Genomic DNA, 22,143 nt, shown 5'->3' on the forward strand with positions numbered 1-22,143 from the left:
ATTGCTTCACTGCGGCCCTATGCAGCGACAGAGAACAAGCTGCTCGCACGGGGCCGCAGTGAAGAGGAGACGCGGAGCTTCCCAGTCCGGAGCACGCTTGCCACAAGGGCTGCTGCCCCTGCGATCGCTTCGTTTTGGGGACGCCATCGGGCTCTCTCCCTTCAGCCCATCTCGCCGAAAACGAGCCCGTCGTGGACAAATATTGTCGATATGCGAGGAGTTTCCTACTACTAACTTTCTTCCATCAATTCCGACCTGGGCAAACGTAGGGCGAAGAGAGAAGGGTCCTCCCCGCCGTCAGATTTCGACTCACATATCGACGCTTTTTGTCCCCGACAAGACGTTTTCAGCGAGACTTGCATGGGGAATCGCTCCCCGGCACCGCGTCTCAAAAATTTTCGGAGGCCCATGCCGTGCGCGAGGAGAATAACACCGATTGCGCTGCACCTCCGTACGCTCGACTTTAGGCATATTCCTCAATAAGCTAAGTCGAATCTCCTCTTTTCATTTTTGATAGGTAAGGCTATCATTTTTGCTAGATTTAGCTAGCAAAAATGATAGATAGGATGAATATGTTCAGGAGAGAGCTATCGCGAACACTCGAAGAACGACTCCGCGAGCCTCGCTCGTTCATCCAAGTCGTTATGGGGCCTCGGCAGACCGGCAAAACCACGGCAATCAAGCAGGCCGTCAAAGCGACGGGATTGCCTGTTCGAGTTGCGAGCGCGGACAGCGCAATCGAGCTAGGAGCCGATTGGATCGAACTGGAATGGCGCCAAGCGAGAAACATGGCAGAGCGTGGCACAAAAGCGGTACTCGTCCTTGACGAAATACAGAAAGTCGCCCAGTGGTCGCAAACCGTCAAGCGGCTGTGGGATGAGGATAGCTGGAACGATGCTCCGCTTTTGGTGATTCTATCAGGCTCATCGAGCTTGCTTATCGGCAGTGGTCTTTCCGAGTCGCTGGCAGGAAGATATGAGCTTCTGCGTTCAACGCATTGGAGCCTGTCCGAAATGTCCGAAGCGTTCGGCTACAACCTTTCCGACTATCTCGAATTCGGCGGATACCCTGGTGCCGCGATCCTTAAGAGCGACGAAGACCGCTGGCGCGAATACATGCGAGACTCCATCGTCGAGTCGACGATTTCGCGAGACGTTTTACAGATGGAAAACGTAAGAAAGCCTGCGTTGATGCGCGCGCTTTTCGAGCTCGGAGCGCAATACTCTGCGCAAGAGCTGTCGTATCGAAAGATACTCGGCCAGCTCGACGACAAGGGCAACACCGACACCATCAAGCACTACCTCGACCTTCTGTCAGGAGCAGGAATGATAAGTGGCCTACAGAAGTTTGACGACAAGCCTATAAAAGCAAAAGCCTCTTCACCACGGTTGATGGTTCACGACCCCGCGCTCATGACCTCGATGTGGCACGGAAAAGGGAGTCTTCTCGAAGACCCGGATCTCTACGGACATCTCGTTGAAACGGCGGTCGGCGCATACCTTATCGCACGCTCGGCGATAGACGGCTTCGACCTTTACTGGTGGCGCGATGGTGACTTGGAAGTTGATTTCGTCCTAAGGCGAGCGCGAGATATCACCGCAATAGAGGTGAAAAGCGGGCGCGTAAGCAAAAGCGGCATGGGCGCATTCTGCAAAGCCTATCCGAAGGCGAGCCCGATAATTGTTGGCGATCGGAATACTCCCCTCGAAGACTTTCTGCGGGGGAAAGTGCCTCTCTTTTAAGGTTGAATCGCAGGAGCAAAGCCCGCAGGTGCCTTGCGCACAATCCGCGCGTTGCGCCTATTCGCTGTCGCAAAACACCTGACGTCGTCGCATACTTTCGCGTGAAATTGCAGTATTATGTAAATTTGCATTGCGCGGCGGCAACCAAGCCCGCGCGATAACTTGGTTGGGATTTCAGGGGAAAGGCACCTATGGACTTCAACGCTTGGCTCATTAAAGCCAGTGGGCAGATTGACGGTTTTCTGTACACCTACATCTTGCTCGCCCTGCTCGTCATCGTGGGCATCTACTACACCATCCGCACCAAGGCGGTGCAAATTCGCTACATCAAAGACATGTTCACACAGATCACCGAGAAGAAACATGTCGAAGGGAAGCGCTCCATCTCGTCGTTCCAGGCGCTCATGGTGTCGACCGCGAGTCGCGTGGGCACGGGTAACATCGCAGGCGTCGCCACCGCGCTTGCCACTGGCGGCCCGGGCGCCGTGTTCTGGATGGGGCTTATGGCCATCGTGGGCGCGGCTTCCGCGTTCATCGAGTCTACGCTCGCGCAGATTTGGAAGGTTCGCGGCAAGGACGGCGAATTCCGCGGCGGCCCCGCATACTACATCCATCAGGCGCTCGGCAGCCGCAAGCTCGGCGTGCTGTTCTCCGTGCTCTTAATCTTGTGCTTTGCTTTCGGCTTCAACGGCTTGCAGGCCTTCAACGCCACAAGCGCGCTTGAGTACTACCTGCCCGGCGAGGCTATGCCGAAGGCGGCGATCGCGTCGGGAATCGTGCTCGCAGTGATGACCGCCGCTGTCATCTTCGGCGGAACGAAGCGCATCAGCGTCATCACGTCAATCGTGGTTCCCATCATGGCCATCGCCTACATCGCCATCGCGCTCTGGACGACCATCACCAACATCACGTGGTTGCCCCAGGTCTTCGCGCTCGTCTTCTCCTCGGCGTTTGACTTCCAGTCGATTTTCGGCGGCTTCACGGGCTCGGTCGTCATGCTCGGCATCAAGCGCGGCCTGTACTCCAACGAGGCCGGCATGGGCTCCGCGCCGAACGCCGCCGCCACCGCAAGCGTTTCCCACCCGGTCAAGCAGGGCCTCGTGCAGAGCCTTTCGGTCTACATCGACACGCTGCTCATCTGCACCTGTTCGGCTATGATGGTGCTCGTATTCTACGTGCAAGACCCTGCCGCGGCGGCAGACCTCAACGGCATGCCGCTCGTGCAGATGGCCGTGAACAACTCCGTCGGCGAGGCGGGCATCCACTTCATCACATTCGCCATCTTCGCGTTCGCGTATTCGAGCCTCATCGGCAACTACTTCTACGCCGAAAGCAACCTGCGCTTCATTAAGGGCGACAGCAAGATGCTACTCACGGTGTTCCGCATCGTGTGCCTGCTCGTCATCTTCTACGGCGCGACGAACAACTTCGATCTCGCGTGGAACTTGGCCGACATCTTCATGGGACTTATGGCAATCATGAACCTCGTCGCCATCCTGTTGCTCGGCAAATGGGCGCTCGCTGCACTCGACGATTACTCCGCACAGCGCAAGGCCGGCAAGGACCCCGTATTCGTCGCCGACGACATTCCCGGCATGCCCAAAACCGACTGCTGGCATCTTGAGGAGGTGCGCGACTTCGGCGAGCCGCCCGTGAAGGAATACCTCGACGAGGCAATCGAGACCGACTACGTGGGCCTGAAGTAGAAGGCGGGAAAGAGGCAGAACCAGAGGCTGAGGCCAACATCGAAAGAGTAGCCGAGACGGAAGTCGCTGCCGTGGCAGCGGCAGAAGCCGAGCCAGAACCCGAACCAGTAGGTTGTTCCCGAACTACGGTTATACAGAAACATCCTTAAAGGAAAGAGCGGAAGTTCCTATAATTTAAGGCACATATTGCTCGCGCCGTATCAAGGGAGGCTGACAATGGATCGTGCAGAATTCATGGCTCTGGAATCCTCGAAAAAGGCCGATGTGCTCAACGCGCTTATCGACGAGGGGAAAAGCCAAAAAGAGGCCATGGGCGCCGTCGGCGTCACCATCAAGGACCTCATGGTAACGCAGGTTTTCTTCTCGAAGACGGAAGGTCGCTTCAACGCGAACGCCGTGGGCGGTTACTCGAATTTCCACAGCGACTCGACGGGCGAAGCTGCAAAGTAGCTCATCGCACGGTACAATCTCATTCAGACCGAAAGCGGAGGCTGCCGCACGATGTGACAGCCTCCGCTTTGCATATTGAGCGAGAAACCATGGGTCTTCCAGAACGGGAAGGGGACGGGGATGCTGCACGAGCTGCGGCGTCCCGGGCGCCAGCTTGCAGCCAAGGCTAGATTGCAAGCTGCATATAACTCATGCACAAAGGCTCCACGCCGAAGGTGATTTCGCGCGCGATGTAGGGTGCGATATCGCAAACGAGCGCGGCGGTAGCCCCAATGGCTGCGCCCCATAATGGTCCGGTAAGTATGCGCGTGCAGGCGACGTTCTCGTCTTCGCAGTCGCTTACCAGGGACGACACAACCGTGAGGGCTGCCCCCGCGCCAATACCAAGCAGGGCCCCGGTTATGATGTGCACGAAAACGTCGGCATCCGAGCCATGAACCGTACCTGCAGTAATGATCTCTATAAGGGCAGGCAGGCACGCGATCACGACCGCTGACAGGGCGTTGGCGGGGCATCTCTCGGAAACCGCGCAAACAACGAGCACGGCAAGCGACACGGCGAAAGCAAGCGCGTTGAGCTCGCAGAGCGCGTCCGCGTCGACGAACACCGCGCCGATAACGCGCGTGCAGACAAGGAGCGCAATTGTAACCGCAGTAAAGTTGGCGCACCCCATCGAGCGCGACATGAGCATCCCGAACAGGGCTTCGGTTGCATGCGAGAGGCGGGCCTCAATAGCATTCAGGCCCCTGAAAAAACGCTCCATCTCAACGTCGATTTCGTCATCGCGTTCGTCGTAATCATCGTCGAAGAGGCTATCGAATATGCTGCCGCGAGAATGGTAGCGGGTGCCGCCCATGCCACCCGCACCACTGCGACGTCTCCCGTCACGTTCGTGTTCGTCCTTGGCGGGGTTGCCATCATCGCGAAATGCCTCATCACTGCAAGTTTCGTTGCCCGTGCCGCCGCCCTCATTGCGAAATGCGCCATCGCTGTAAGATTTGTCGCAGGTGCCGTTTCTGAAATCGCTCATAGCTTTCCTTTCGTTTTCGGGGCTTCTGCCAAACACATGGAAAACAAGCGAGGGTTTTTCTGGAAAACGAAGGGCGGGACGGCTAGGGGAAATGCACTGACGAGCAAGTCGTGTCGTAACGAGGGAATGACCTGATGAGTGCAGGGGCATCGTGAAGAAACGCCTCTTTTCAGCGACGTGTCATGGCGCGAGGCGAAAACGTGCGCCATTCCGCCCTTCGCGCAACGTACAATGAGCCATGCGATAGTGAGGGCTTTGCGGGAAAGGTACTGCCGTGCCAACAGATGAGTTCGCCGAGCGCGAATGCGACGTTAACGACGGAGGTGCTGCTGGCGAAAGCGCCGCCGATGAAGCCAAGGCTCGACGCCGTGCTGAGCGGGCGGCTCTTCGCGCCCAGCGCAAACAGCAGAGCGTGCGACGGGGACGCCAGGACGCCGAATGGGATGGCTTGCCTTACTCGGATGCGTTGCTGCAAGAGGGCCTTAATCATGCGCGCACAATCGCCGAGAAGCGAATCAAGGGTGAGCCCCGTGGCGCTAACGACTGGCTCGACAACGACACAGAAGTGAAGCTTGCGCTGCTCGCCAAGGCGGGAAAGCTCGCGCGGGAGTGCCTCATCGAGGCGCATCTCGACGCCGCGTATGCCGCCACCAGGGGATACAAACGGCTATTCGAAGCGCATGATTTGGGCGCCGAGTATCATCATGCAGTGCGACTCGCCGTGGAGGACTCGATCGACAAGTTCAACCTGACGCAAGATCACGTGCTGAACAGCTGGGTCTCGACGAACAAAAAGCCTGTGGAGCGCCGCTTGTGCGAGTGCTATGCGCAGAAGACGGCGCTTCGAAGCGAACATGAGGCGCGGAAATACTTCGCGATCGTCAAGGCATATCGAAAGCTCGAGGATTCGCTGCAGGGCGCGCGCAAGCCAACTGAAGAGGAGCTGCTCGGTGCCCTTGCGGCGCATACCGCAACGAGGGGGATGGACCGCGAAACCATGCTCGATATCCTCGACCGAGGCTCGGATGGGGTGCACAGGGTGACGTTTTCCGCCGCAGCACCGCGCGGGTGCGAGGAAGGTGCCCCGAGAAAGCGCGCGGGCGTTGTTCCCTTGGCGAAGCTTGCGGCGAGTGATTCGGGTGCTGCGCGCGTCATCGATGTTGCAAGCGCCACGAATCCGGCGAGCTCCGCAGCGCTCGAAAGCCCCACGGGCGCGACAAGTACTGCGAGCTGCGCAAACGATGCGCGCGACGCGTCAACCGCAGCTAGGGTGTCGCCCGTAGCTGGAGCATCGCCCGCCGACAAGGCCGCCGCCCGCGATCCCGAGGCGCTTCTCTTCCGAAATGGTGTCGAGCAGGACATGACGCCCGTCGAGCGCGCCGTGTACCGGGCGCGCATAGCCCCCATTATCGACGCCGACGCTCGCGCGCAAACCCTTGCGAAAACGGCCGAGCAAATCCGCTTGTCATGTGGGCTTCCGATGATGCAGGCCGATCGCGTGCGTCGCATCGAGCTGCGCCTGCGAGAGCGATTCGTGCTCGGCGGCGAGCTCGGCGTGTACTCGGGCGCTGAAACTTCCACCTGGTTGCGCCAAGAGCGTTCGCGCTTCCATAGCGATTACTGGCTTTTGGACCTGCTCGCGCTACGTCTCGCCGAGGTGCTTCCCAAGCATTCATCAGGCCCCAAAGCAAAAAGCGGGGAGGAATCGACACCAGACAAACGCGCCAGGGGCGTCACGCGCGACGACTGCTACAGCATGCTGCTTGCTGCGACCGTGAAGACGGACGACTTGTCGGGCAAAATCACAAACGGCTACGCAAAGGCGCTTCGGGAGAACAGGAAGCTCTCGGAGGATGCGGCGAGAAAGGAAGGCCGACTTCGAGCATACGAGGAATACCTTTCCGACCCGCTCGCCGTCGTGCGCGGCAGCATACTCACTCAGGTTCCTAAGGATGCATTCCCCGACGATGACCCCTGGCGGGCGTTTCTGTGGTATTTCTTCTTCGACGAGGCGACCGATATCGAAATTGAAGAATTCGCAACAGCGCTGAAAGATGCGCTCATCCACGATGCTGCCGTCACTGGCGCAAGCGAGTATGTCGCCTCGACGGCGCGCGCGTACGTGGCGAAAAGGCTGCTCACATCGGCGGCATCGCGCGGTGACGGATGGGCTCGCACGCTCGAGCACGCGTTTGACCTCATGCTGTGTTGGATGCTCGACATCGATCGCGCCGACGATGAATCGGTGGCGCTTGCCCACGACGGCCTGCTCACGGGCGGCGGCGAGGCGCCCTTGCCAAAGAAGCCGAAAGCGGGTCGGGTGCTTTCGTTCGATGCGTACCTTGCAGACGGCGTGGTGAACTCCGAGATCGAAGAGGGCCGCGAGCTGCGCGTTCATCCGTGGCTTCGCCCTCGCATCGGCATCGGGCACGCGTTCGAGAAGAACGAATGCCGCCAACTAGGGTGCCACCGCGAAGAGTTCGCAGGAGAAGAAGCCTGGGGCGTCATGAACCTCCCAGGGCAGCAGGAAAGCAAGGCGCACGGTGCCGACGGGCGCGCACAAGACCCCGTTTCCCGGGAACACTCCTTGTTGCTGTACGCGGGAAGCGAATCGCGAGCAAGAGAAAACAGGTGGCTCGCCTTCGACCTGGCATCTTCGAACGGCACGCTTATCGTGCGCTCGAATGCCAATGGAAGCGTCACCAACGTGATCGTCGGCTTCGGGGCGAACAACTACCGCGATGCGCGAGCGCTTTCGTTCGGCGCAACGTGTTCGGATGACGAACAGCTTCTGCGCGAGACGGCCAAGCGGACAGGTGCTGCGATCCAGATGCAGGGTGCGCCTATCATGCCTGGTGATATGCTTGTTTTCGGCTTTGCCATCCTCGAAGACCCCAGCGGCGCGGTTTCGTTCGGCGCGAGAAACGGCGCGCTGTGCCTGCGCGTCCGCGATGCCTAACGTGTGCAAGGCCTCGCAAGCGCACGATCGGCACGCTAGCGAATCGAAACGTTTACCCAGCCCGAATGCGGCGAGAGCGCGATGCGGCTTCCTTCGACGAGCGCGCAACTGAGGCCCGGGCGCAGCTCAAACACGTTCGTGGTCGAAAAGCTCGGTTGCTGCACGTAGAGCGAGCGCTTACCTCGGTTCGTCGCGATCCAGCGATCGCGGTCGCTTTCGTCGGGACGCACGTCAAGGCTGCCGAGCGCACGGTGATCGCAGGTGCGGGCATCGTGCGCGTCAATGCGCGTCTCTGCATTGCAGGTATAGAGAATGAGGCAATTTGCGCATGTGGGGGCACCGCCTGCACGAGGCGTGTTGCTGACGTATTTCATAATAGCTTCCTAAGCTTTTTCTGCGAGGCTGTTGACTGGCGAAGGGCTGCGCCGCCGTTTATGCAAAGCCGTTTTCCCGAAGCCATACCTTGGCAGGTGGAAAACCTTCCTTCTGGCGTGTCTCGTCCCTTTCAGCAGATTTCCTGATGAAGGAAAGCCCAAGCTCGCGGTTTTCCTCGACGCGATGAATCGTACCCTGCGCGACATACGACCCGGAGTACAGAGCACGCCCCAAGAAGAACTGCGCCACCACAGCGCCCTTCGCCGCCGCCTCGCCCATGAACAACATGACGTCGACTTCCGAATACTTGATCGAGCTGCCGCCGAGATTGTCGCGCGCGCAAATGGCCAGGTAGTACAGCGCGCTCACGCAGCCTTGGCGTGCGAGGCGCTCGAAGACGCCGACGGCCTGCGCGTAACGTCCGGAGTTGAAGTCATCGAGCGCTTGCGCGAGCGTGCCGCCCTCAAACGACGGCGCATCCTGCGCGAGAATCCGCCCGCCACCGAGCGCCGCATTCAGTCCCAGCAGATGGAGCTCACGGTGATACGAAGCCCTATCGCGCGGCAGAGCGTTTTGCAGCTGCGAGGTGGTCGGACGCCGCGAGGCGTCGATCGCCAAACACGCGCCGAGTGTCACGCGAAGCTTCGCGTCGAACGCGTCGAACGCCGCACGCACCGCCTTTTCAATCGCGGCAGGGGGCTCCTCGACACCATAGGTGGAGCGCAGCGTTTCGGCGATGTCCCTTTTCAGGAAGGCAACTGTCTCGGTATCGTGCGAAAAGTCGTTTAACGCGTCTTCGGCGAGGTAGATGCCCAGCTCGCGCCCCTTCTCGATAAAGCCAGGGGACGGCACGACCGACTGCTCGTGTGCCGTGCGCTCGCGCTCGTCGGTCCAAGCAGGGTCGTAGCGAAGCGTGCCGTCGCTTTGGGCAACCGCACCATACGCAGGCGGCTTGTTCTCGCCAGCAAGAAGCGCGAGCAGCGTGGCCGCAAGCGAATACGCGTCACCACCCGGGCCGGCGTCCCGACTCATCGGAAAGCAGCTTTCCGGAGACGAGAATCCCTGCGTGCCCCATCCGAGATGCGCCTGGCCACGCGAGCTTTGCGCGATGCCGAAGTCGATGAGCCGCGTGTTTCCCGTCGAATCGAGGAGAATGTTGCTTGGCTTGACATCGCGGTGAACGACGCCCTCGCGAAGCTCCGACTCGGCCGTGGCAAGAAAGCCGACAATAGGAGAGAGGGTCGAAAGCGCTTCTTCAACCGTCATTTTCCTTCCCATGCGGCGAAGCTTTTTCGCGAGGGTGTCACCCTCGAGCCACTCTTCGACGATGCAGCTTTTCTCGCAGGTGCCGAAGGGGGACGGGGTGCAAACGGTGCCGTGCGCGAGCGCCTGGGGAAGCACGCGGAAGTTCGAGAATCGCGCAAGGGTTCGCCATTCGAGGTCGCATTCCTCGCTGTTTTCGAACACCTTCACCGCAACGGGAATCCCGTCAGGCGTACGCGCCTTCACGATGGTTGCTTGTCCGCCGCGGCTTGTCACCTCCTCGAACGCGAGGTTTTGCGGAGCTTGTCGAATGTCGTTGCGCTCGGGAGGCGCTGGGGTGAAGAGCAGCCCGGATGAGGGGTCGATACGGGATTCCGACTCGGCGGCAGCGCCCGTTCCGGTGAGAAGTTCTTGGCTCATGGTCAACCCCTTTTGCGCGCGGCCTGCCCTCGTTTTCGGCAGCTTTCTTACTACGCTAAGGATAGCGTAACTACCACGCGACGGTCGTTCTTGGCGGCGCTTTCGGAAAAGACGCCCGTATCCATGGAGGTCGCGCCCTCATCGCCGTGGCCGATCGCCTCGATGAAACTGGGGCTGACGCCCGCCGCGACCAAAGCCTCGCGCACGGCTTCGGCGCGACGCTGGCTCAGGTCGACGAGCTCATCGCTTGAGAAGGCGGGGGATGCGGCGGTGTACCCCTCGACAAGCACGGTGGCGCCGTGGTTGTCCATGATGGTGCTCGCGAGTTCGGCAAGCGTCGCCGTTGCTTTGTCGGGGTCAATGAACTCGGCGGAGTCGCCCACAAAGGCAAGCACCGTCTCGTTGAGCACGACCTGGGCACTTTGGTTGTGCTCAAGGTGCGGGAAGGTGAGCGAATCCTGCGCAAAGTCGACGGTCAAAACGTTAGGCAGCTCGGAGTCGCAGTTAAGACGCGTGAGCACGTCGGGCTCGACGATGGCCACGCCGCCGCCTGCTTCAACGAGGGTGGGGTAGAGGCTTTGGAGCTTCGCCGCGACGGAATTCGGGATAACCTGCTCGCCGCTCGATTGGCCAAGCCCATAGAAGTGCACCGTGATGTCGGCGAAGTTCGCAAGAGCGCCCATGTTTGCCAGCTGGCTCGCGATGTCGTTGGCATCAGCGTTCACAAGGTCGCTCGATCCCACCAAAAGTCCTGTGGAATTCAAGCCCGAGCTGACCACGTTGATGACCATCTTCGAGCCGTTGTTGTGGGCGCGCAACTCATTGGCAGCATTGTTGAGCGCGGAAAGCAGGTCGACCTCACCAGTTTGGGCGCGGGACGCGCACACGCTTGTGAAGTAGTCGGCCAAGAAGGAATCGATCTCTTTCTCCTGTCCTGCCTGGGAGTTCTTCGTCGTGGCAAAGGTCTTGCCACGTGGGGTGGAACCAGCATCGCACGTGAGATACCCTGCGTAATTTCCCTGTTCAATAGCTGCCTTCGGGTAGGCGAGGCACGTTGCGGGAATGCGGAAGGCGCTGTTTTGGCTCGCGGAGGTGACGACCATGCAGCTCACCGGTTCCGCGATGGCGGACGCATCGACCCCCGCAGGATCGATCGCATAGCTTCCAGGAACGCTGCTCTGAGCGCCGGTTGAGCTTTCGGATGCGCAGCCCGTAGCGAAGGTTGCGATGAGGAATGCGAGCAAAAGCGATGCTGCGATGACTGCCGCGCGGGCGGGGAAGGTGCTCGCGATGTTGGTGGCGCTCTTTGCGTTCGTACTGTTCGTGGTGATCATGGCTTCTCCTTTACGCTGCTTTGGCCTGATTGGAAAGGGGGTTTACTGGGTTAGTCGCGCCCTCGTCGGGGGCTTCGGCGCGCTCGGCGCTCGCAACGCCGTCAGCGGCAGGGCCGACATCAACGCGGTCCGCGACGTCGGTTCCCGCACCAGGAGTCGCGACGCCAGCCCCCTCGTCAAGGGTCGCACCCGCCGCCTCACCCGCCGCAAAGGCCTTCTGCCCAGCGACAACTGCACCAGGGAACTTCTCACCGATGCGCGCCTCGAAGCTGTGGGAAAGCGCGGCGAACTTGTCGCGCTCGGCCTCGCGCTGGACCTCGATTTCGTCCACGAAGCCAATAAAGCTGTTGTAGCTGTCGTCGGATTTCGCGACGAGCTGCTGAAACACCTGCTCGCACGACTCCTTCGCCGCCGCAATGCTCTGGTGTCCGGCAGCGAGCGCGGCGCGGGCGGCTGCGGAAATGGCTTCATCGATGTGATTCTCAATGATGTACATGCGCTCGATTTCCGCCTGCAACGCTTCGGCTTCCGCACGAATGCCAAGGCTCTTGATGAGAAATGCCGCGATTGCCTCGCCAAGCGCGATACCTGCCATGATCAGGACGAACGCCATGCCGTCGATCGAGAGGCCGGAAACAACTTCCCCCGAGACGCTCGTTGTGGTCGAAGCGGCCTCGGTGGTCGCGCGCAAAAAGGCGCCAGCCAGAGCGACGAAGAGCGAGCCTGCCAGAGCGCACGCGGTGGCGCCCTTCTCGCCGGCAGCAAGCTTCTCAGACGCCACCCAGGGGAGAATGATAAGCAAAAGGCTTTGGGCAACGGCGACAAGTCCCGCAAAGAAGTTGTTCGGCGTGAAGGTGCCGAACGGGTCCACATCGAGGAACACGCACACAGCCGAATAGTCGAGGCCCGCATTGGCCAGCGCTAGCATAAGGAGAAGCGCCGTGCTCGTAATCTTGTTCACCATCTACTCCTTCTCGGGGTTCTTGCGCGATACGCGCGGTGCACGCGTCCCTCGGGACGCACGCTTCGGGGAAATGCGCTCCAAGCGCTGCTCAGCCTGGATAATCTGGCAACGAAGGGCCGCGCGGTAGGTCGATTCCATCGTTTCGGCGTAGCGCGTGAGGGCCTCTTCGATTTCCGCGAGGTGCCTCTCGGCGGTGCAGGCCGTTTCGTGGCAGAAAAGCCCCTCGCCAGTCTTGAAGAAGGTGGCGTAGCTATCGGAACATGCCAGCTGGCGGCCGCGCTGCTCGTCGTAGTCGGGCGCATCGGGAATGACAAGGCCGATGCTTGCGGCCGGGTCGCCGATTTCCTTCTTCGAAGCGGACGGGGAGACCGACATGCGAGCGGGGCCTTCTGGCAGCGTGGTCTTCTCCTTGAACAGGCTCATCTCTTAGCCCTCCTTCTCGGTGACGTCGATGTTTCGCGTGCCTAAAACGCCGACGAGGTTGTAGGGCGGCTGGAGGTTGCCGCGGCGGGCTGCCCACTTGATGTGCGTGTCGCTGAGCACTTCGTAATTGCAGGCGGTGAAGGCATGGCGCGCTTCGAGGGCTTCCGACGTGCGGTTCACCATGCGATCTGCACGCGTCTTCATGGAGCGCCAAACCGACAGCTCGCCCTCGGCACGGCGTGCGACCGCTTCGCGTTTTGCCAGCTGAATGGCCTTATCGTGCTGTTTGATCGCCTCGCGATCGGCTTCGGAGAGCGAGGAGATATTGCGATCGTCGACGTGGACGGGCGCATCGATCGCCGCGCGGGCTTCACCGACAGCGCCGTCGAGGCGGGCACACATCTCCTCGCATACCGCCTGCACCTCTTTCGCCGTGTTCATCACGCGGCTTAACTGGATTTCTTGAAGATTCTGGTCGCTGCGCGCGGATCCTTCGAGCTTCGAGAGAAAGGGCGAATTGCAAACGTGGTCGGATGCTTTCTGTCTGACCTGCTTCGACCACAGAATGCCGCTGATGGCTGTGGTCCACTTCTTCGGCGAGAAGATCGCCCTGTTCGTGATGCGAATGTTGCGGTCGAGCTTGTCGAGCTCCACATCGATCCACTCCAAAGCCTCCTCGCACTCTTTGATTGTCGTGATCGACGTCGGCTTTTTGACTTTGCCCATAGCGTGCTCCTTCCAGTAAGGGCGCTTGTCGAATGAGCCGCTTTCGCGTCTCGCCCTTAACATGGAAAACGAGCACAAGTTTTTCTGGAAAGTTGGGAAGGGTGGGGAGGATATCGCCCCGAGAGCTATTCGTCGGCCTCCGAAGCAACTTCGCCCATCTTCTCCAGGCTTTCCACGAAATCCGCGATGAGCGCGGCGGACTGATCGCACACAAAGACGCGCTCGCGGTTGTCGATGGCAACTTCCTTTACGATGCCCGCCTTGACCAGCTGGCGCATCGCCTCGTTCGTGGCGCCGTAGCTCTTCCCGATGCAGCTGGCAGCATGCCGCGTGGCCAGCTGGGGAATAGCCAAGAACAGATCGAGCAGCTTGTCGGTCGCCGAGTTTGCGGGAATCTTGAGCCCGCACGACCTCCAGTTTTCGCGCAGCTTGCTCACCTTAGAGAGAAACATGTTGGCGATGACGACGCCCATCGAGGTGTTGCGCGCGTTGTAGGCGGCCCACTGCTCCTTGTACACCTTGTGGCTCTCGCTTGTGAGCTCCTTGCGGCTTGCGTCCTTTAAGGTCCTACGGTATTCCCGTTCCAAAGAGGCGCCCCAGCAGATGGGGACCATAAGCTCGTTCGCGAAGAGGCCGCGCCTGAACATGGGCATGAACGCGAATAGCAAGCCGGTTCGGTCGATCATGGCGTCGAACGGCACGATGCGCTCGAAGGCATGGTGAATCACCGACGCTTGGCCTAAGGGGGAGAAGTAATCGCCGTTGCAGAAGTCGCACAGCTTCTTGATCTCGCGGGGAATCTCAAGGGGGACCGACCCTTTCTTGTACGGCAGGTAGGTCTTCCGGAAACCGTGGCCGTGCTCCTCGGAGTTGATGCCGTAAAGCAGAATCTCGTTGAGCCTCACGATCGTTTCCGGGGTTGCAGCAAAACCCGGTTTCGAGATGCGTGAAATCCACTCCAAGGCCTGCATATAGTGGAGCGCCTCAATGGTCGCCTCGCCCATTTCCTCGGGCAGGCGCAGCATCGATCGAGTTGTGGCGAGGCACCGCTCGACATCGTTTTCGTACCTCCACTCCGCAACGCTGGAAAGAACGATCAGCGGAACGGGAGGAAGCGAAACGTCGTGCGCCATGCGAACGGCGAACACTGCATCGATCGCAAGCAACGTGTTCTTCAGAAACTCGGCATGCGGCAGCTGCGCGGCGCGTTCCCCAAAACGGATCATCTCCGCTTCGGCGTTGAAGAACGCCGCCTGAGTATCAGCCGAAAATGGCTTTAAGTAGTCCATGATTTCCCCCCTCGAAATCATGTATATCCCCTGTGGAATTACTATAACAGCTAGCGCATGCGACGTGGGGAAATTAGTACTTGCTGTCTCAAATGAGGGACATGATTGTCCTGAATTCCCAATATTCAGAACTATTCCACGACCGAAAAGCATCCGCCTTCGCGATAAACGGAAACACTCTAGGCACTTCACCGACAAGCCATGCAGAATCGTCTTGGGAGCCGCGCATTGAGGACGCGGCAGCTCCAAGCGAGCTAGTTTCCTATGGAGAAGGAGGGGCCATGTCAAGAGATTCGTTAGTCGAGAAGTACAGCGAGCGTCACGAGGGTGTCGAATACTTCTACACCACGTGCCACAACAACGGCTGCTGGGATGCCACGTGCTTGATCAAGTGCGGCATCAAAGACGGCAAGGTTGTCTCGATCGAGCCCGATGATTCCGTGAACGCGGGCATCGCGCGCGAAGACGATGACGAGAACGCCGTCCAGACCGGTATGCTGCAGGCCCGCGCGTGCCCGATGGGCCATGCGTGGCGCCAAGAGCTCTACTCCGAGAACCGCCTGCTCTATCCCATGAAGCGCGTGGGCGAGAAGGGCAGCGGGCGCGGCCACTTCGAGCGCATTTCCTGGGACGAGGCGCTCGACACCATCGCCGAGAAGATGCGCGTCATGGCGAAGGAGAACCCCGACCATCCCTGGCTGTACTACTGCTACTACGTCGCGTTCGAGAGCTCCGACTTCCCGTTCGCGTCGTATATGCCTGGCACCATCACCGGCTGGGGCGACCACTCCACCTCCGGCAGCGCCGCCGCAGAAGACTTCCATCTGGGCGTTCGCCTGACGGACTGCCTGATCAAGGGCACTTCCGACGCTTACCCGGGCTTTGAGGCGCCTGACCTTTTGAACTCCAAGCTCGTGGTCCTGTGGGGCTTCGACCCGATGGTCTCCTGGTTCGGCATGGTTCCGTTCTACATGAAGCTCGCGCAGGAGCGCGGCACTAAATTCATCCTCATCGACCCCGTATACAACGTAAGTGCCGAGGTCTTGGGCGCCCAGTGGATTCCCATCCGCCCCGGCACCGACACCGCGTTCGGCCTGGCCGTGGCTCACGTTCTCTACACCGAGGACCTCTACGACCACGACTACGTCGCCAAGTGGGTCGAGCCTGACGGCTTCGAGGAGTGGCGCAAGTACATCGTCGGCGAGGTCGATGGCATCGTGCACGATCCCGAGTGGGCAGAGCCCATCACCGGCATCCCCGCCGAGACCATCCGCGAATTTGCGCGCTACTACGCGAAGATGAAGCCCGTCCATCTCCACCAGATGTACGGCGTCTCCAAGCGCAACCTGGGCGACTACGCCGCAGCGGTCGCGATGCTGCTCCAGGCGATGACCGGCAACCTGTCCATCCCCGGCGGTTGCGAAGGCGGCGGCGCCAACCTGGTTACCCAGCCGCGCATCTTCGCACCTGTCCCCAATACGGGTCATATCCCGGGTGATGTCGTCAACCCGATCACGAACAACAACAACAAGGTGACCGAGCTTATGCATTGCCAGAAGCTCTACGCGGCCGGCGAGATCGCCGAAGACGAGTTCCGCCGTCGCATCGGCTGCCCGCCCGACAGCCCGCTGCCGTGCCTGAAGATGGCCATCATCCCCAACAACTACATCAACAACCAGCACAACGTCTCCAAACGCATGAAGGGCTTCGCCAACATGGAATTCTCCTGGGGTTGGCAGTACTTCAACGATCAGCCGTCCATGGAGTTCCTCGACATCGTGCTGCCCTCGCCGATCATCCAGTTCGAGTCGACCGATATGCACTTCTTCGGCATCAACCGCTTCTGGGGTTCTCCGTCCGGCATGATGAACTACTTCCTGTTCGCCGGCAAGGGCGTGAACCCTCCGGGAGAGATCCGCTCGAAGGACTGGGTCTGGATGGAGCTGGCGCGCCGCCTTGGCTTCGCGGACAAGTACAACCCCAAGATGCTCGACGTCACGGATTGGCGCGAATGGGACGAGCAGGTCATTGAACGCATCTACAAGCCCGCCTACGAGGAGTGGGCGAAAGACGAGACGGGTATTCTCGCCTACAACGGCATCGAGCCGCGCCCGTGGGAGGAGTTCGTGAAGCTGCCGATCGTGCGCGTTCCCGGCGAGCCCGGCGAATGGTTCTATCCCTTCAAGAACACCGTTGAGTGGGATCGCTCGCCGTTCAAGACGCCGTCCGGCAAGATCGAGTTCGAGAGCTCGTATGTCAAGAACAACGACCTCACCAAGACGCGCTACGGCGGACTCTACGACGCCTACCCGCGTTGGCAGCCGACCTACCAGGACCTTCCCGCCAACGACAGCTACTATCACCCCTGGACGCAGAACTACCCGCTGTCCATGGTCACGCCGGTTTCCACGTATCGTCAGCACTCCGCCAACGACCAGAACCCCTGGCTTAAGGGCGACTGCTACGAGCACATGGTCCGCATGTCCCCGGCAGACGCCGCCGATCGCGGCATCAAGACGGGCGACCGCGTGCTGGTCTACAACCAGTTCGGCGAGGTCGAGATCACGGCATACGTTTCCTCCAAGCTGCTTCCCGGCACGGTTTCCATCGCCCATGGCGAGTGGTCCAAGTTCGACCACGTCCGCAAGACGAAGCTCATGCCCTACGGCATCGACACCGCGGGCAACTGCAACTTGCTCATCGGCGACACCCATCTGCCGCACATCGTCGGCGCACTGCTGACGGCCGGCTTGGTTGAGATCAGAAAGGTAGGGGAATAACTATGACCCAGTACGGATTCTTCTTTGACCAGAGTCGCTGCTATGGCTGCAAGGCATGCTCCGTCGCATGTAAGGACTGGTACGACATCGCGCCCGGCCCCGAGAAGTGGATGAGCGTGTACATGTGGGAGAAGGGGCGCTTCCCCAATCCCTCGATCGGCATCCTCGCTTTCAACTGCGGCCACTGCGACAACCCCGTTTGCGCTGCGGCATGCGACAACGGTGCAATCTTTAAGGAAGACAAGTACGGCGCCGTGCTGGTCGACCAGGATAAGTGCAAAGGCGATCGCCACTGCTTCGAAGCCTGCCCCTACGGCGCGCCCAAGTTCGCGAGCGACGAGCCGGGCACGAAGATGAGCAAGTGCACCATGTGCATCGACCGCTTGGAGAACGACCAGCTGCCGCTCTGCGTGGCATCGTGCCCCATGCGCGCTCTTGACTTCGGCCCGATCGATGAGCTTCGCGAGAAGTACGGCAACGTGAGCCAGATCGAGACCATGCCGAGCCCGACTGCGACCAAACCGAACTGGGTCGCAAAGGCCAATCCGCCCAAGGAGCAGCTCATTCCTTACGACGCTGTGAAGGCCATCGAGCTGACGAAGCCGCGCAACAGCACTGACGACGTGTTCGAGGGCGATCTCGCAAGCGTCACCGAGTTCGATGCCGACGTCGCGTGCATCTCCGAGCTGCGCATGAAGAACGCCACAGTTGCCGAGGTCATGGCAGCCACCTCCAGCGACCAGGGTTAGTCCCCCTTAAACAGCGGCGGGGTGCGCCTCGGGGCGTTCAGGGCGCACTCCCAAGCCGCCGATCGATTGCCGCCCGCCTTAACTTCGGGCGGCGGAATGGAGTTAAAGATGGAACTGACACTCCAACATGCAGGCATCTACTGTCGCGACATCGACGAGTCGATCGCCTTTTACGAGGACGTCCTCGGCTGCAAACTGCTTTTCAGATCCGATGCCATGGAAGGCGACAAACCGCTCAAGATGGCATGGATGAAGGGCATGGGCACCGCGTTCGAGCTGCTCGAGTGCGAGGACAAAACAACCTGTGACAAGGCCGCTGAATGCCTGAACCACCTGGCGCTTCGCGTTGCGGACATGGACGAGTTCGTCGCTTTCCTGGGCGAGAAGGGCATAAGCATCGAAGCCGGCCCGTTCGACCCACCGCTCGAATTCGACCGACCACTCGGCGCAGATGACGACAGCCTGTTCACCGTGTACGGCGATGCCGGCACGCAGCTGCGCATCATGTTCTTCCGCGGACCTGGCGGCGAGCGCTTTGAAGTCCTCCAGGACAACATCAAGCCACTCTAACCACCGGCGGAGGGCGCGCACCGCGAGCGGTCTCGCCCTCTTCCTCGATTCCCTCCTACCAAGAACCCCTATTAGACGTTGGGCCAGGATAACTGGACCTCGATAAGCAAAGTTTGCGCTATCTTGGCCCAACACTTCTCACAGAGAAGGGAATTATTATGGACACTAACAAGAAATATGCGAATTGGGCACTCATAGCCGTAGCCATGCTGCTGTTCGGCACAGCCATCGCAACGGTTCAGTACAAGGTCCCCGTCGTCATGGGCGACATCATGACCAAGATGAGCATGGACGCAGGGTCCGCCTCGTGGCTCATGTCGATCTTCACCTTCGTGGGCATCATCTTGGCGCTTCCCACGGGCGCGCTCGCCAAGAAGTTCGGGCCGAAAACGATGCTGCTCGCAGCAGCCGTCGTCGTGGCGATTGGCTCGCTCATCGGCGCCTTCGCGGGCAACGGCACTATCCTCATCGTTTCCCGCGCAATTGAAGGCGTGGCGTTCATCTTCGTCACCATCTGTGGCCCTCTGGCCGTGCAGAAGTATGTCGCCCCCGACAAGATCGGTTCCGCGACGGGCATCTGGGCTTTGTGGGTATGCCTCGGTTCCGTGCTGGGAGGCGTTCTGACCCCGACGCTCTACGCTGCTACCGGGTTCGTCGGCGTGTGGGTGATCTATGCAGCCGTCGCCGTCATCTTCGCAATTGTCGTTGCCGTCATCGTCAAGTTCCCCGGCGGCGAGACAATTGAGGCTCCTAAGGTCGATACCGCCGAGGAGAAGGCGAGCTACTCCGAGCTCGTCAAGCCGAACATCTTGCTGTTCTTCTTCGCGTTCCTCGTGTTCAACCTGACGCTGCTCGCCGTTTTGGGCTTCGCACCGACGTTCATGCAGCAGCAAGGCGTCGACCCCACGCTCTCCGGTTTTGTGAGCACCCTGCCGATGCTGCTCGCGGTTATCTCCTCGCCGCTGTTCGGCTCGCTTTCCGACAAGATGGGCCGCTGCAAGCCGCTGTATCTGCTCGCCATGGTCGTCATGGGACCGTGCACGCTGATTCTGCTCACCCAGACCGGTCCTTTGATGTGGGTTGGCGCTATCGTCATGGGCCTTGTCGGCCTCGGCGGACCTGTTATGTGCCTGACCTCCTACATCAACGTCCTCGGTCGCCCCGAGCTGATGTCGATCGGCATGGGCGTGCTCATGCTGGTCCAGAGCTTGGGTCAGTTTTTGGGCACGTGGCTGGTTCCCATGCTGCTCGGCCCCGAGATGTCCTCGTGGATGTTCGCTGGCATCGTAATGTGCATCATCGGCCTCATCGGCACGGGCGCCCTCGCCCTGTGCAAGTTCAAGTAAGGCTTGGGAGGTGCCTTGGGAATCTCTCACTATACAGGTAGAACCTAACCGGTGAGAGATTCAGGTTCCAGGCAATCAGTGCGAGCGACCGCATCCCCGCACAGGTTGAATCTGCCACGGCTCGCCCGACGATTCCGTTTGCCGAGCGAGCATCCCCCGCACGCAGGTCGAGCTTGCTCCCAGCGCGAAAAAATAATCCAGCGAGACTCCCCTAAATGCTTGCGCCTGAAGCGCCCGTTGCGAAATGCAGCGGGCGCTTCGACGTTTTAAGGTGGGGCAGGCAAGCGGGACAGCTCCCCATCATCAAAGCGTTGCGCAACAACTGCTTCCGAAAGGAAGATAAAATCGTAGATGCCTCCCCTTTGAAGCTCGACCCCAGTCGAGTTTAACCAGGTAAAACTCTCTTTTCAGGTCGGATGCAACGCTTTGCCGCCCGGCACTTGACTCATTGAAGAGGGATTAGTATTCTTCCATGTTGATTAGGCAACAAATCAGTATCAAATGAGGTTGACCAGCATGAAGCTTGTTGGCCACAAACTCAAAAGGGAGAGCAGAGCATGGGCTTTCTTGACAGTCTTCAGGGCACGTTGAACCGCGGCACTGCGGCGGCGGAGCGAGCAACGCGCACCCTGCGATTGAACCAGCGTGTGAACGACATCAACAAAGAGCGCCAAAAACTTGCCGCCCAGCTAGGGGCAAGCCTTTATGAAGCAACCAAGGACGATGCATCGTTTCGCGCGGGGCGCGAGGCTCTCTTCGACGGCATCGCGAATCTCGATGCCGAGCGCGAAAAGTGCCAGCTAGAAATCGCTTCAATCGAGGCCGAAGCCGCTGCCGCGCGAACCTACACGTGCACGCACTGTGGCGCGAGCGTTTCTGCGACCGATCTGTTCTGTAGCGGCTGTGGCACCGCTATCGACGTGATCAAACAAGAAATCGCCGAGCAGAGCACTGCTGCTGCAGACTCTGCAGCGAACAGTAATCGAGTTTGTCCCTCGTGTGGCGCGGCCATGGGCGAGGACGATATGTTCTGCATGTCATGCGGCACCAAGTACGACCCTGCTGCCGAGAGCCAAGCGCAGGCAGACGAGGAGCCCGCAACCGATGACGCATGCGCGTCAAAAGAAACGGGTACTGAATAACTCCCCCCGATAACACCCTTTCTGCCTCATTCGAATTGCGCCGAGTCGGAAAGGGCTCCTTTGTGCCGCTTGTCCGTCGATTCGCAATTGTCGCGCAGCAAACGTCACGGAAAAGCAACGATTATCTCAATCAACGTCAGGAAATAAACGAGGTTGCAAGTAAGCCCAGAGTCGAAATTCTTTGCGCTCAAAGATAGGAGTCTACATGTTTTGTCCGAAATGCGGGAACCAGGTGCCCGAAGGAGGCAAGTTCTGCGGAAAGTGTGGTCATCAGCTCGGGAACGCGCCGGCGGCTACTACCCAGGCCACAAAACCTTATCGCCCTGCACCACATCCAAGCGCGCAATCGAAGATAAGCTCCCAAGCAATCATTTCGCTGGTCATGGCAGCCATTGCCGTTATTCTCACGTTCCAGCCATGGATAACCTTCAACAGCTACCTCACATCGCTCGTGAACGGCGTGGGCGGCGTGGCGAAGGCCCTCGGCAGCTCAACTTCATATGCAATTCAACCGACGTACTCGCCCTGGACGTTTTTCCAATTATGCAGCACCCCAGGTTTCGAGAGCGATGGTGCTGCGCTCCTCCTCGTTATCACCGCGGCCGTCGTTATTGCGTGCATCTTGATTGTCGCTGGCGCCATAAGCACGATATCGGGCAAGAAGAAAACGGCGCGTTTGCTATCTATTGGCCTTATCGTGCTTGCCATTACGGCAGCCCTGTTCGCCATTATATATCTTACGGAAAGTGACGGCACGGTTCTCGTCGGCGGCCCCACGTTCCCGTTGCTATGCGCACTCTCGTCGCTGATCGGTGCCATCGTCGGATTCATGGCGAAGAAGGCTCAATAGCCCCATCCCCCTTCCCAAGAAAGGA

At 59.8% G+C, this 22,143-nt stretch carries 18 protein-coding genes and 1 pseudogene; 11 read left to right on the forward strand and 8 right to left on the reverse strand.

Going from position 1 to position 22,143, the window contains the following annotated elements; genetic code table 11:
• The first annotated feature begins 644 nt into the window (after positions 1–644).
• The 3 genes from Q0G85_RS01840 to Q0G85_RS01850 all read left to right on the forward strand — a co-directional run bounded on the left by Q0G85_RS01840 (position 645) and on the right by Q0G85_RS01850 (position 3,898).
• Positions 645–1,742 (forward strand): ATP-binding protein, encoded by a 1,098-nt coding sequence (locus Q0G85_RS01840; protein WP_297154179.1) that lies wholly within the window; start codon positions 645–647, stop codon positions 1,740–1,742.
• A 191-nt stretch (positions 1,743–1,933) separates the two neighbouring features.
• Positions 1,934–3,448 (forward strand): sodium:alanine symporter family protein, encoded by a 1,515-nt coding sequence (locus tag Q0G85_RS01845; protein WP_297154180.1) that lies wholly within the window; start codon positions 1,934–1,936, stop codon positions 3,446–3,448.
• Positions 3,449–3,664: 216 nt separating this feature from the next.
• Complete coding sequence (locus Q0G85_RS01850; protein ID WP_297154181.1) at positions 3,665–3,898, forward strand: hypothetical protein; 234 nt, start codon at positions 3,665–3,667, stop codon at positions 3,896–3,898.
• A gap of 166 nt (positions 3,899–4,064) precedes the next feature.
• On the opposite strand, the gene Q0G85_RS01855 is transcribed toward Q0G85_RS01850, so the two are convergent.
• Positions 4,065–4,928, reverse strand: a complete 864-nt coding sequence (locus tag Q0G85_RS01855) for a hypothetical protein (protein WP_297154183.1) — start codon at positions 4,926–4,928, stop codon at positions 4,065–4,067.
• A gap of 274 nt (positions 4,929–5,202) precedes the next feature.
• On the opposite strand from Q0G85_RS01855, the gene Q0G85_RS01860 reads away from it, so the two are divergent.
• The gene (locus Q0G85_RS01860) at positions 5,203–7,887 is read left to right on the forward strand and encodes a hypothetical protein (RefSeq protein ID WP_297154185.1); all 2,685 of its coding nucleotides are present in this window, start codon (positions 5,203–5,205) and stop codon (positions 7,885–7,887) included.
• Between the two features lie 35 nt (positions 7,888–7,922).
• On the opposite strand, the gene Q0G85_RS01865 is transcribed toward Q0G85_RS01860, so the two are convergent.
• The 7 genes from Q0G85_RS01865 to Q0G85_RS01895 all read right to left on the reverse strand — a co-directional run bounded on the left by Q0G85_RS01865 (position 7,923) and on the right by Q0G85_RS01895 (position 14,681).
• The gene (locus tag Q0G85_RS01865) at positions 7,923–8,261 is read right to left on the reverse strand and encodes a hypothetical protein (protein WP_297154187.1); all 339 of its coding nucleotides are present in this window, start codon (positions 8,259–8,261) and stop codon (positions 7,923–7,925) included.
• A 58-nt stretch (positions 8,262–8,319) separates the two neighbouring features.
• On the reverse strand, positions 8,320–9,945 hold the full coding sequence (locus tag Q0G85_RS01870; RefSeq protein WP_297154189.1) for a protein kinase domain-containing protein: 1,626 nt from the start codon (positions 9,943–9,945) through the stop codon (positions 8,320–8,322).
• A gap of 50 nt (positions 9,946–9,995) precedes the next feature.
• Positions 9,996–11,279: an OmpA family protein gene (locus Q0G85_RS01875; RefSeq protein ID WP_297154191.1), complete on the reverse strand. Its 1,284-nt coding sequence runs from the start codon at positions 11,277–11,279 to the stop codon at positions 9,996–9,998.
• 10 nt (positions 11,280–11,289) lie between these two features.
• Complete coding sequence (locus Q0G85_RS01880; protein ID WP_297154193.1) at positions 11,290–12,243, reverse strand: hypothetical protein; 954 nt, start codon at positions 12,241–12,243, stop codon at positions 11,290–11,292.
• A complete protein-coding gene (locus Q0G85_RS01885; RefSeq protein ID WP_297154195.1) occupies positions 12,244–12,666 on the reverse strand; it encodes a hypothetical protein in 423 nt (140 codons plus the stop codon).
• 3 nt (positions 12,667–12,669) lie between these two features.
• Positions 12,670–13,392: a hypothetical protein gene (locus Q0G85_RS01890; RefSeq protein WP_297154197.1), complete on the reverse strand. Its 723-nt coding sequence runs from the start codon at positions 13,390–13,392 to the stop codon at positions 12,670–12,672.
• Between the two features lie 125 nt (positions 13,393–13,517).
• Positions 13,518–14,681 (reverse strand): hypothetical protein, encoded by a 1,164-nt coding sequence (locus Q0G85_RS01895; protein WP_297154198.1) that lies wholly within the window; start codon positions 14,679–14,681, stop codon positions 13,518–13,520.
• A 281-nt stretch (positions 14,682–14,962) separates the two neighbouring features.
• Between Q0G85_RS01895 and Q0G85_RS01900 the strand changes: the two genes are divergently transcribed.
• The 7 genes and pseudogenes from Q0G85_RS01900 to Q0G85_RS01925 all read left to right on the forward strand — a co-directional run bounded on the left by Q0G85_RS01900 (position 14,963) and on the right by Q0G85_RS01925 (position 22,118).
• On the forward strand, positions 14,963–17,461 hold the full coding sequence (locus Q0G85_RS01900; protein WP_297154200.1) for a molybdopterin-dependent oxidoreductase: 2,499 nt from the start codon (positions 14,963–14,965) through the stop codon (positions 17,459–17,461).
• Positions 17,462–17,463: 2 nt separating this feature from the next.
• Positions 17,464–18,210, forward strand: coding sequence for a 4Fe-4S dicluster domain-containing protein (locus Q0G85_RS01905; protein ID WP_297154201.1), 747 nt, complete (start codon positions 17,464–17,466; stop codon positions 18,208–18,210).
• Positions 18,211–18,318: 108 nt separating this feature from the next.
• Complete coding sequence (locus Q0G85_RS01910) at positions 18,319–18,780, forward strand: VOC family protein (RefSeq protein ID WP_297154203.1); 462 nt, start codon at positions 18,319–18,321, stop codon at positions 18,778–18,780.
• A 158-nt stretch (positions 18,781–18,938) separates the two neighbouring features.
• Positions 18,939–20,126 (forward strand): CynX/NimT family MFS transporter, encoded by a 1,188-nt coding sequence (locus tag Q0G85_RS01915; RefSeq protein WP_297154205.1) that lies wholly within the window; start codon positions 18,939–18,941, stop codon positions 20,124–20,126.
• 557 nt (positions 20,127–20,683) lie between these two features.
• Positions 20,684–21,268: a zinc ribbon domain-containing protein gene (locus Q0G85_RS01920; RefSeq protein ID WP_297154207.1), complete on the forward strand. Its 585-nt coding sequence runs from the start codon at positions 20,684–20,686 to the stop codon at positions 21,266–21,268.
• Between the two features lie 205 nt (positions 21,269–21,473).
• Positions 21,474–21,539, forward strand: a pseudogene (locus Q0G85_RS10320) (zinc-ribbon domain-containing protein); the annotation flags it as partial.
• Between the two features lie 111 nt (positions 21,540–21,650).
• A complete protein-coding gene (locus tag Q0G85_RS01925; RefSeq protein WP_297154209.1) occupies positions 21,651–22,118 on the forward strand; it encodes a hypothetical protein in 468 nt (155 codons plus the stop codon).
• Positions 22,119–22,143 lie beyond the last annotated feature (25 nt).

Source organism: uncultured Ellagibacter sp., assembly GCF_934617235.1.
GTDB lineage: Bacteria > Actinomycetota > Coriobacteriia > Coriobacteriales > Eggerthellaceae > Ellagibacter.

Excerpts from the sequence above, each read along its gene's own strand:
- Q0G85_RS01845 (WP_297154180.1), top strand. The coding sequence starts at position 1,934 with ATGGACTTCAACGCTTGGCTCATTAAAGCCAGTGGGCAGATTGACGGT.
- Q0G85_RS01900 (WP_297154200.1), top strand. The coding sequence starts at position 14,963 with ATGTCAAGAGATTCGTTAGTCGAGAAGTACAGCGAGCGTCACGAGGGT.
- Q0G85_RS01850 (WP_297154181.1), top strand. The coding sequence starts at position 3,665 with ATGGATCGTGCAGAATTCATGGCTCTGGAATCCTCGAAAAAGGCCGAT.
- Q0G85_RS01915 (WP_297154205.1), top strand. The coding sequence starts at position 18,939 with ATGGACACTAACAAGAAATATGCGAATTGGGCACTCATAGCCGTAGCC.
- Q0G85_RS01920 (WP_297154207.1), top strand. The coding sequence starts at position 20,684 with ATGGGCTTTCTTGACAGTCTTCAGGGCACGTTGAACCGCGGCACTGCG.
- Q0G85_RS01885 (WP_297154195.1), bottom strand. The coding sequence starts at position 12,666 with ATGAGCCTGTTCAAGGAGAAGACCACGCTGCCAGAAGGCCCCGCTCGC.
- Q0G85_RS01910 (WP_297154203.1), top strand. The coding sequence starts at position 18,319 with ATGGAACTGACACTCCAACATGCAGGCATCTACTGTCGCGACATCGAC.
- Q0G85_RS01890 (WP_297154197.1), bottom strand. The coding sequence starts at position 13,392 with ATGGGCAAAGTCAAAAAGCCGACGTCGATCACGACAATCAAAGAGTGC.
- Q0G85_RS01865 (WP_297154187.1), bottom strand. The coding sequence starts at position 8,261 with ATGAAATACGTCAGCAACACGCCTCGTGCAGGCGGTGCCCCCACATGC.
- Q0G85_RS01840 (WP_297154179.1), top strand. The coding sequence starts at position 645 with ATGGGGCCTCGGCAGACCGGCAAAACCACGGCAATCAAGCAGGCCGTC.
- Q0G85_RS01925 (WP_297154209.1), top strand. The coding sequence starts at position 21,651 with ATGGCAGCCATTGCCGTTATTCTCACGTTCCAGCCATGGATAACCTTC.
- Q0G85_RS01875 (WP_297154191.1), bottom strand. The coding sequence starts at position 11,279 with ATGATCACCACGAACAGTACGAACGCAAAGAGCGCCACCAACATCGCG.
- Q0G85_RS01855 (WP_297154183.1), bottom strand. The coding sequence starts at position 4,928 with ATGAGCGATTTCAGAAACGGCACCTGCGACAAATCTTACAGCGATGGC.
- Q0G85_RS01880 (WP_297154193.1), bottom strand. The coding sequence starts at position 12,243 with ATGGTGAACAAGATTACGAGCACGGCGCTTCTCCTTATGCTAGCGCTG.
- Q0G85_RS01895 (WP_297154198.1), bottom strand. The coding sequence starts at position 14,681 with ATGGACTACTTAAAGCCATTTTCGGCTGATACTCAGGCGGCGTTCTTC.
- Q0G85_RS01905 (WP_297154201.1), top strand. The coding sequence starts at position 17,464 with ATGACCCAGTACGGATTCTTCTTTGACCAGAGTCGCTGCTATGGCTGC.
- Q0G85_RS01870 (WP_297154189.1), bottom strand. The coding sequence starts at position 9,945 with ATGAGCCAAGAACTTCTCACCGGAACGGGCGCTGCCGCCGAGTCGGAA.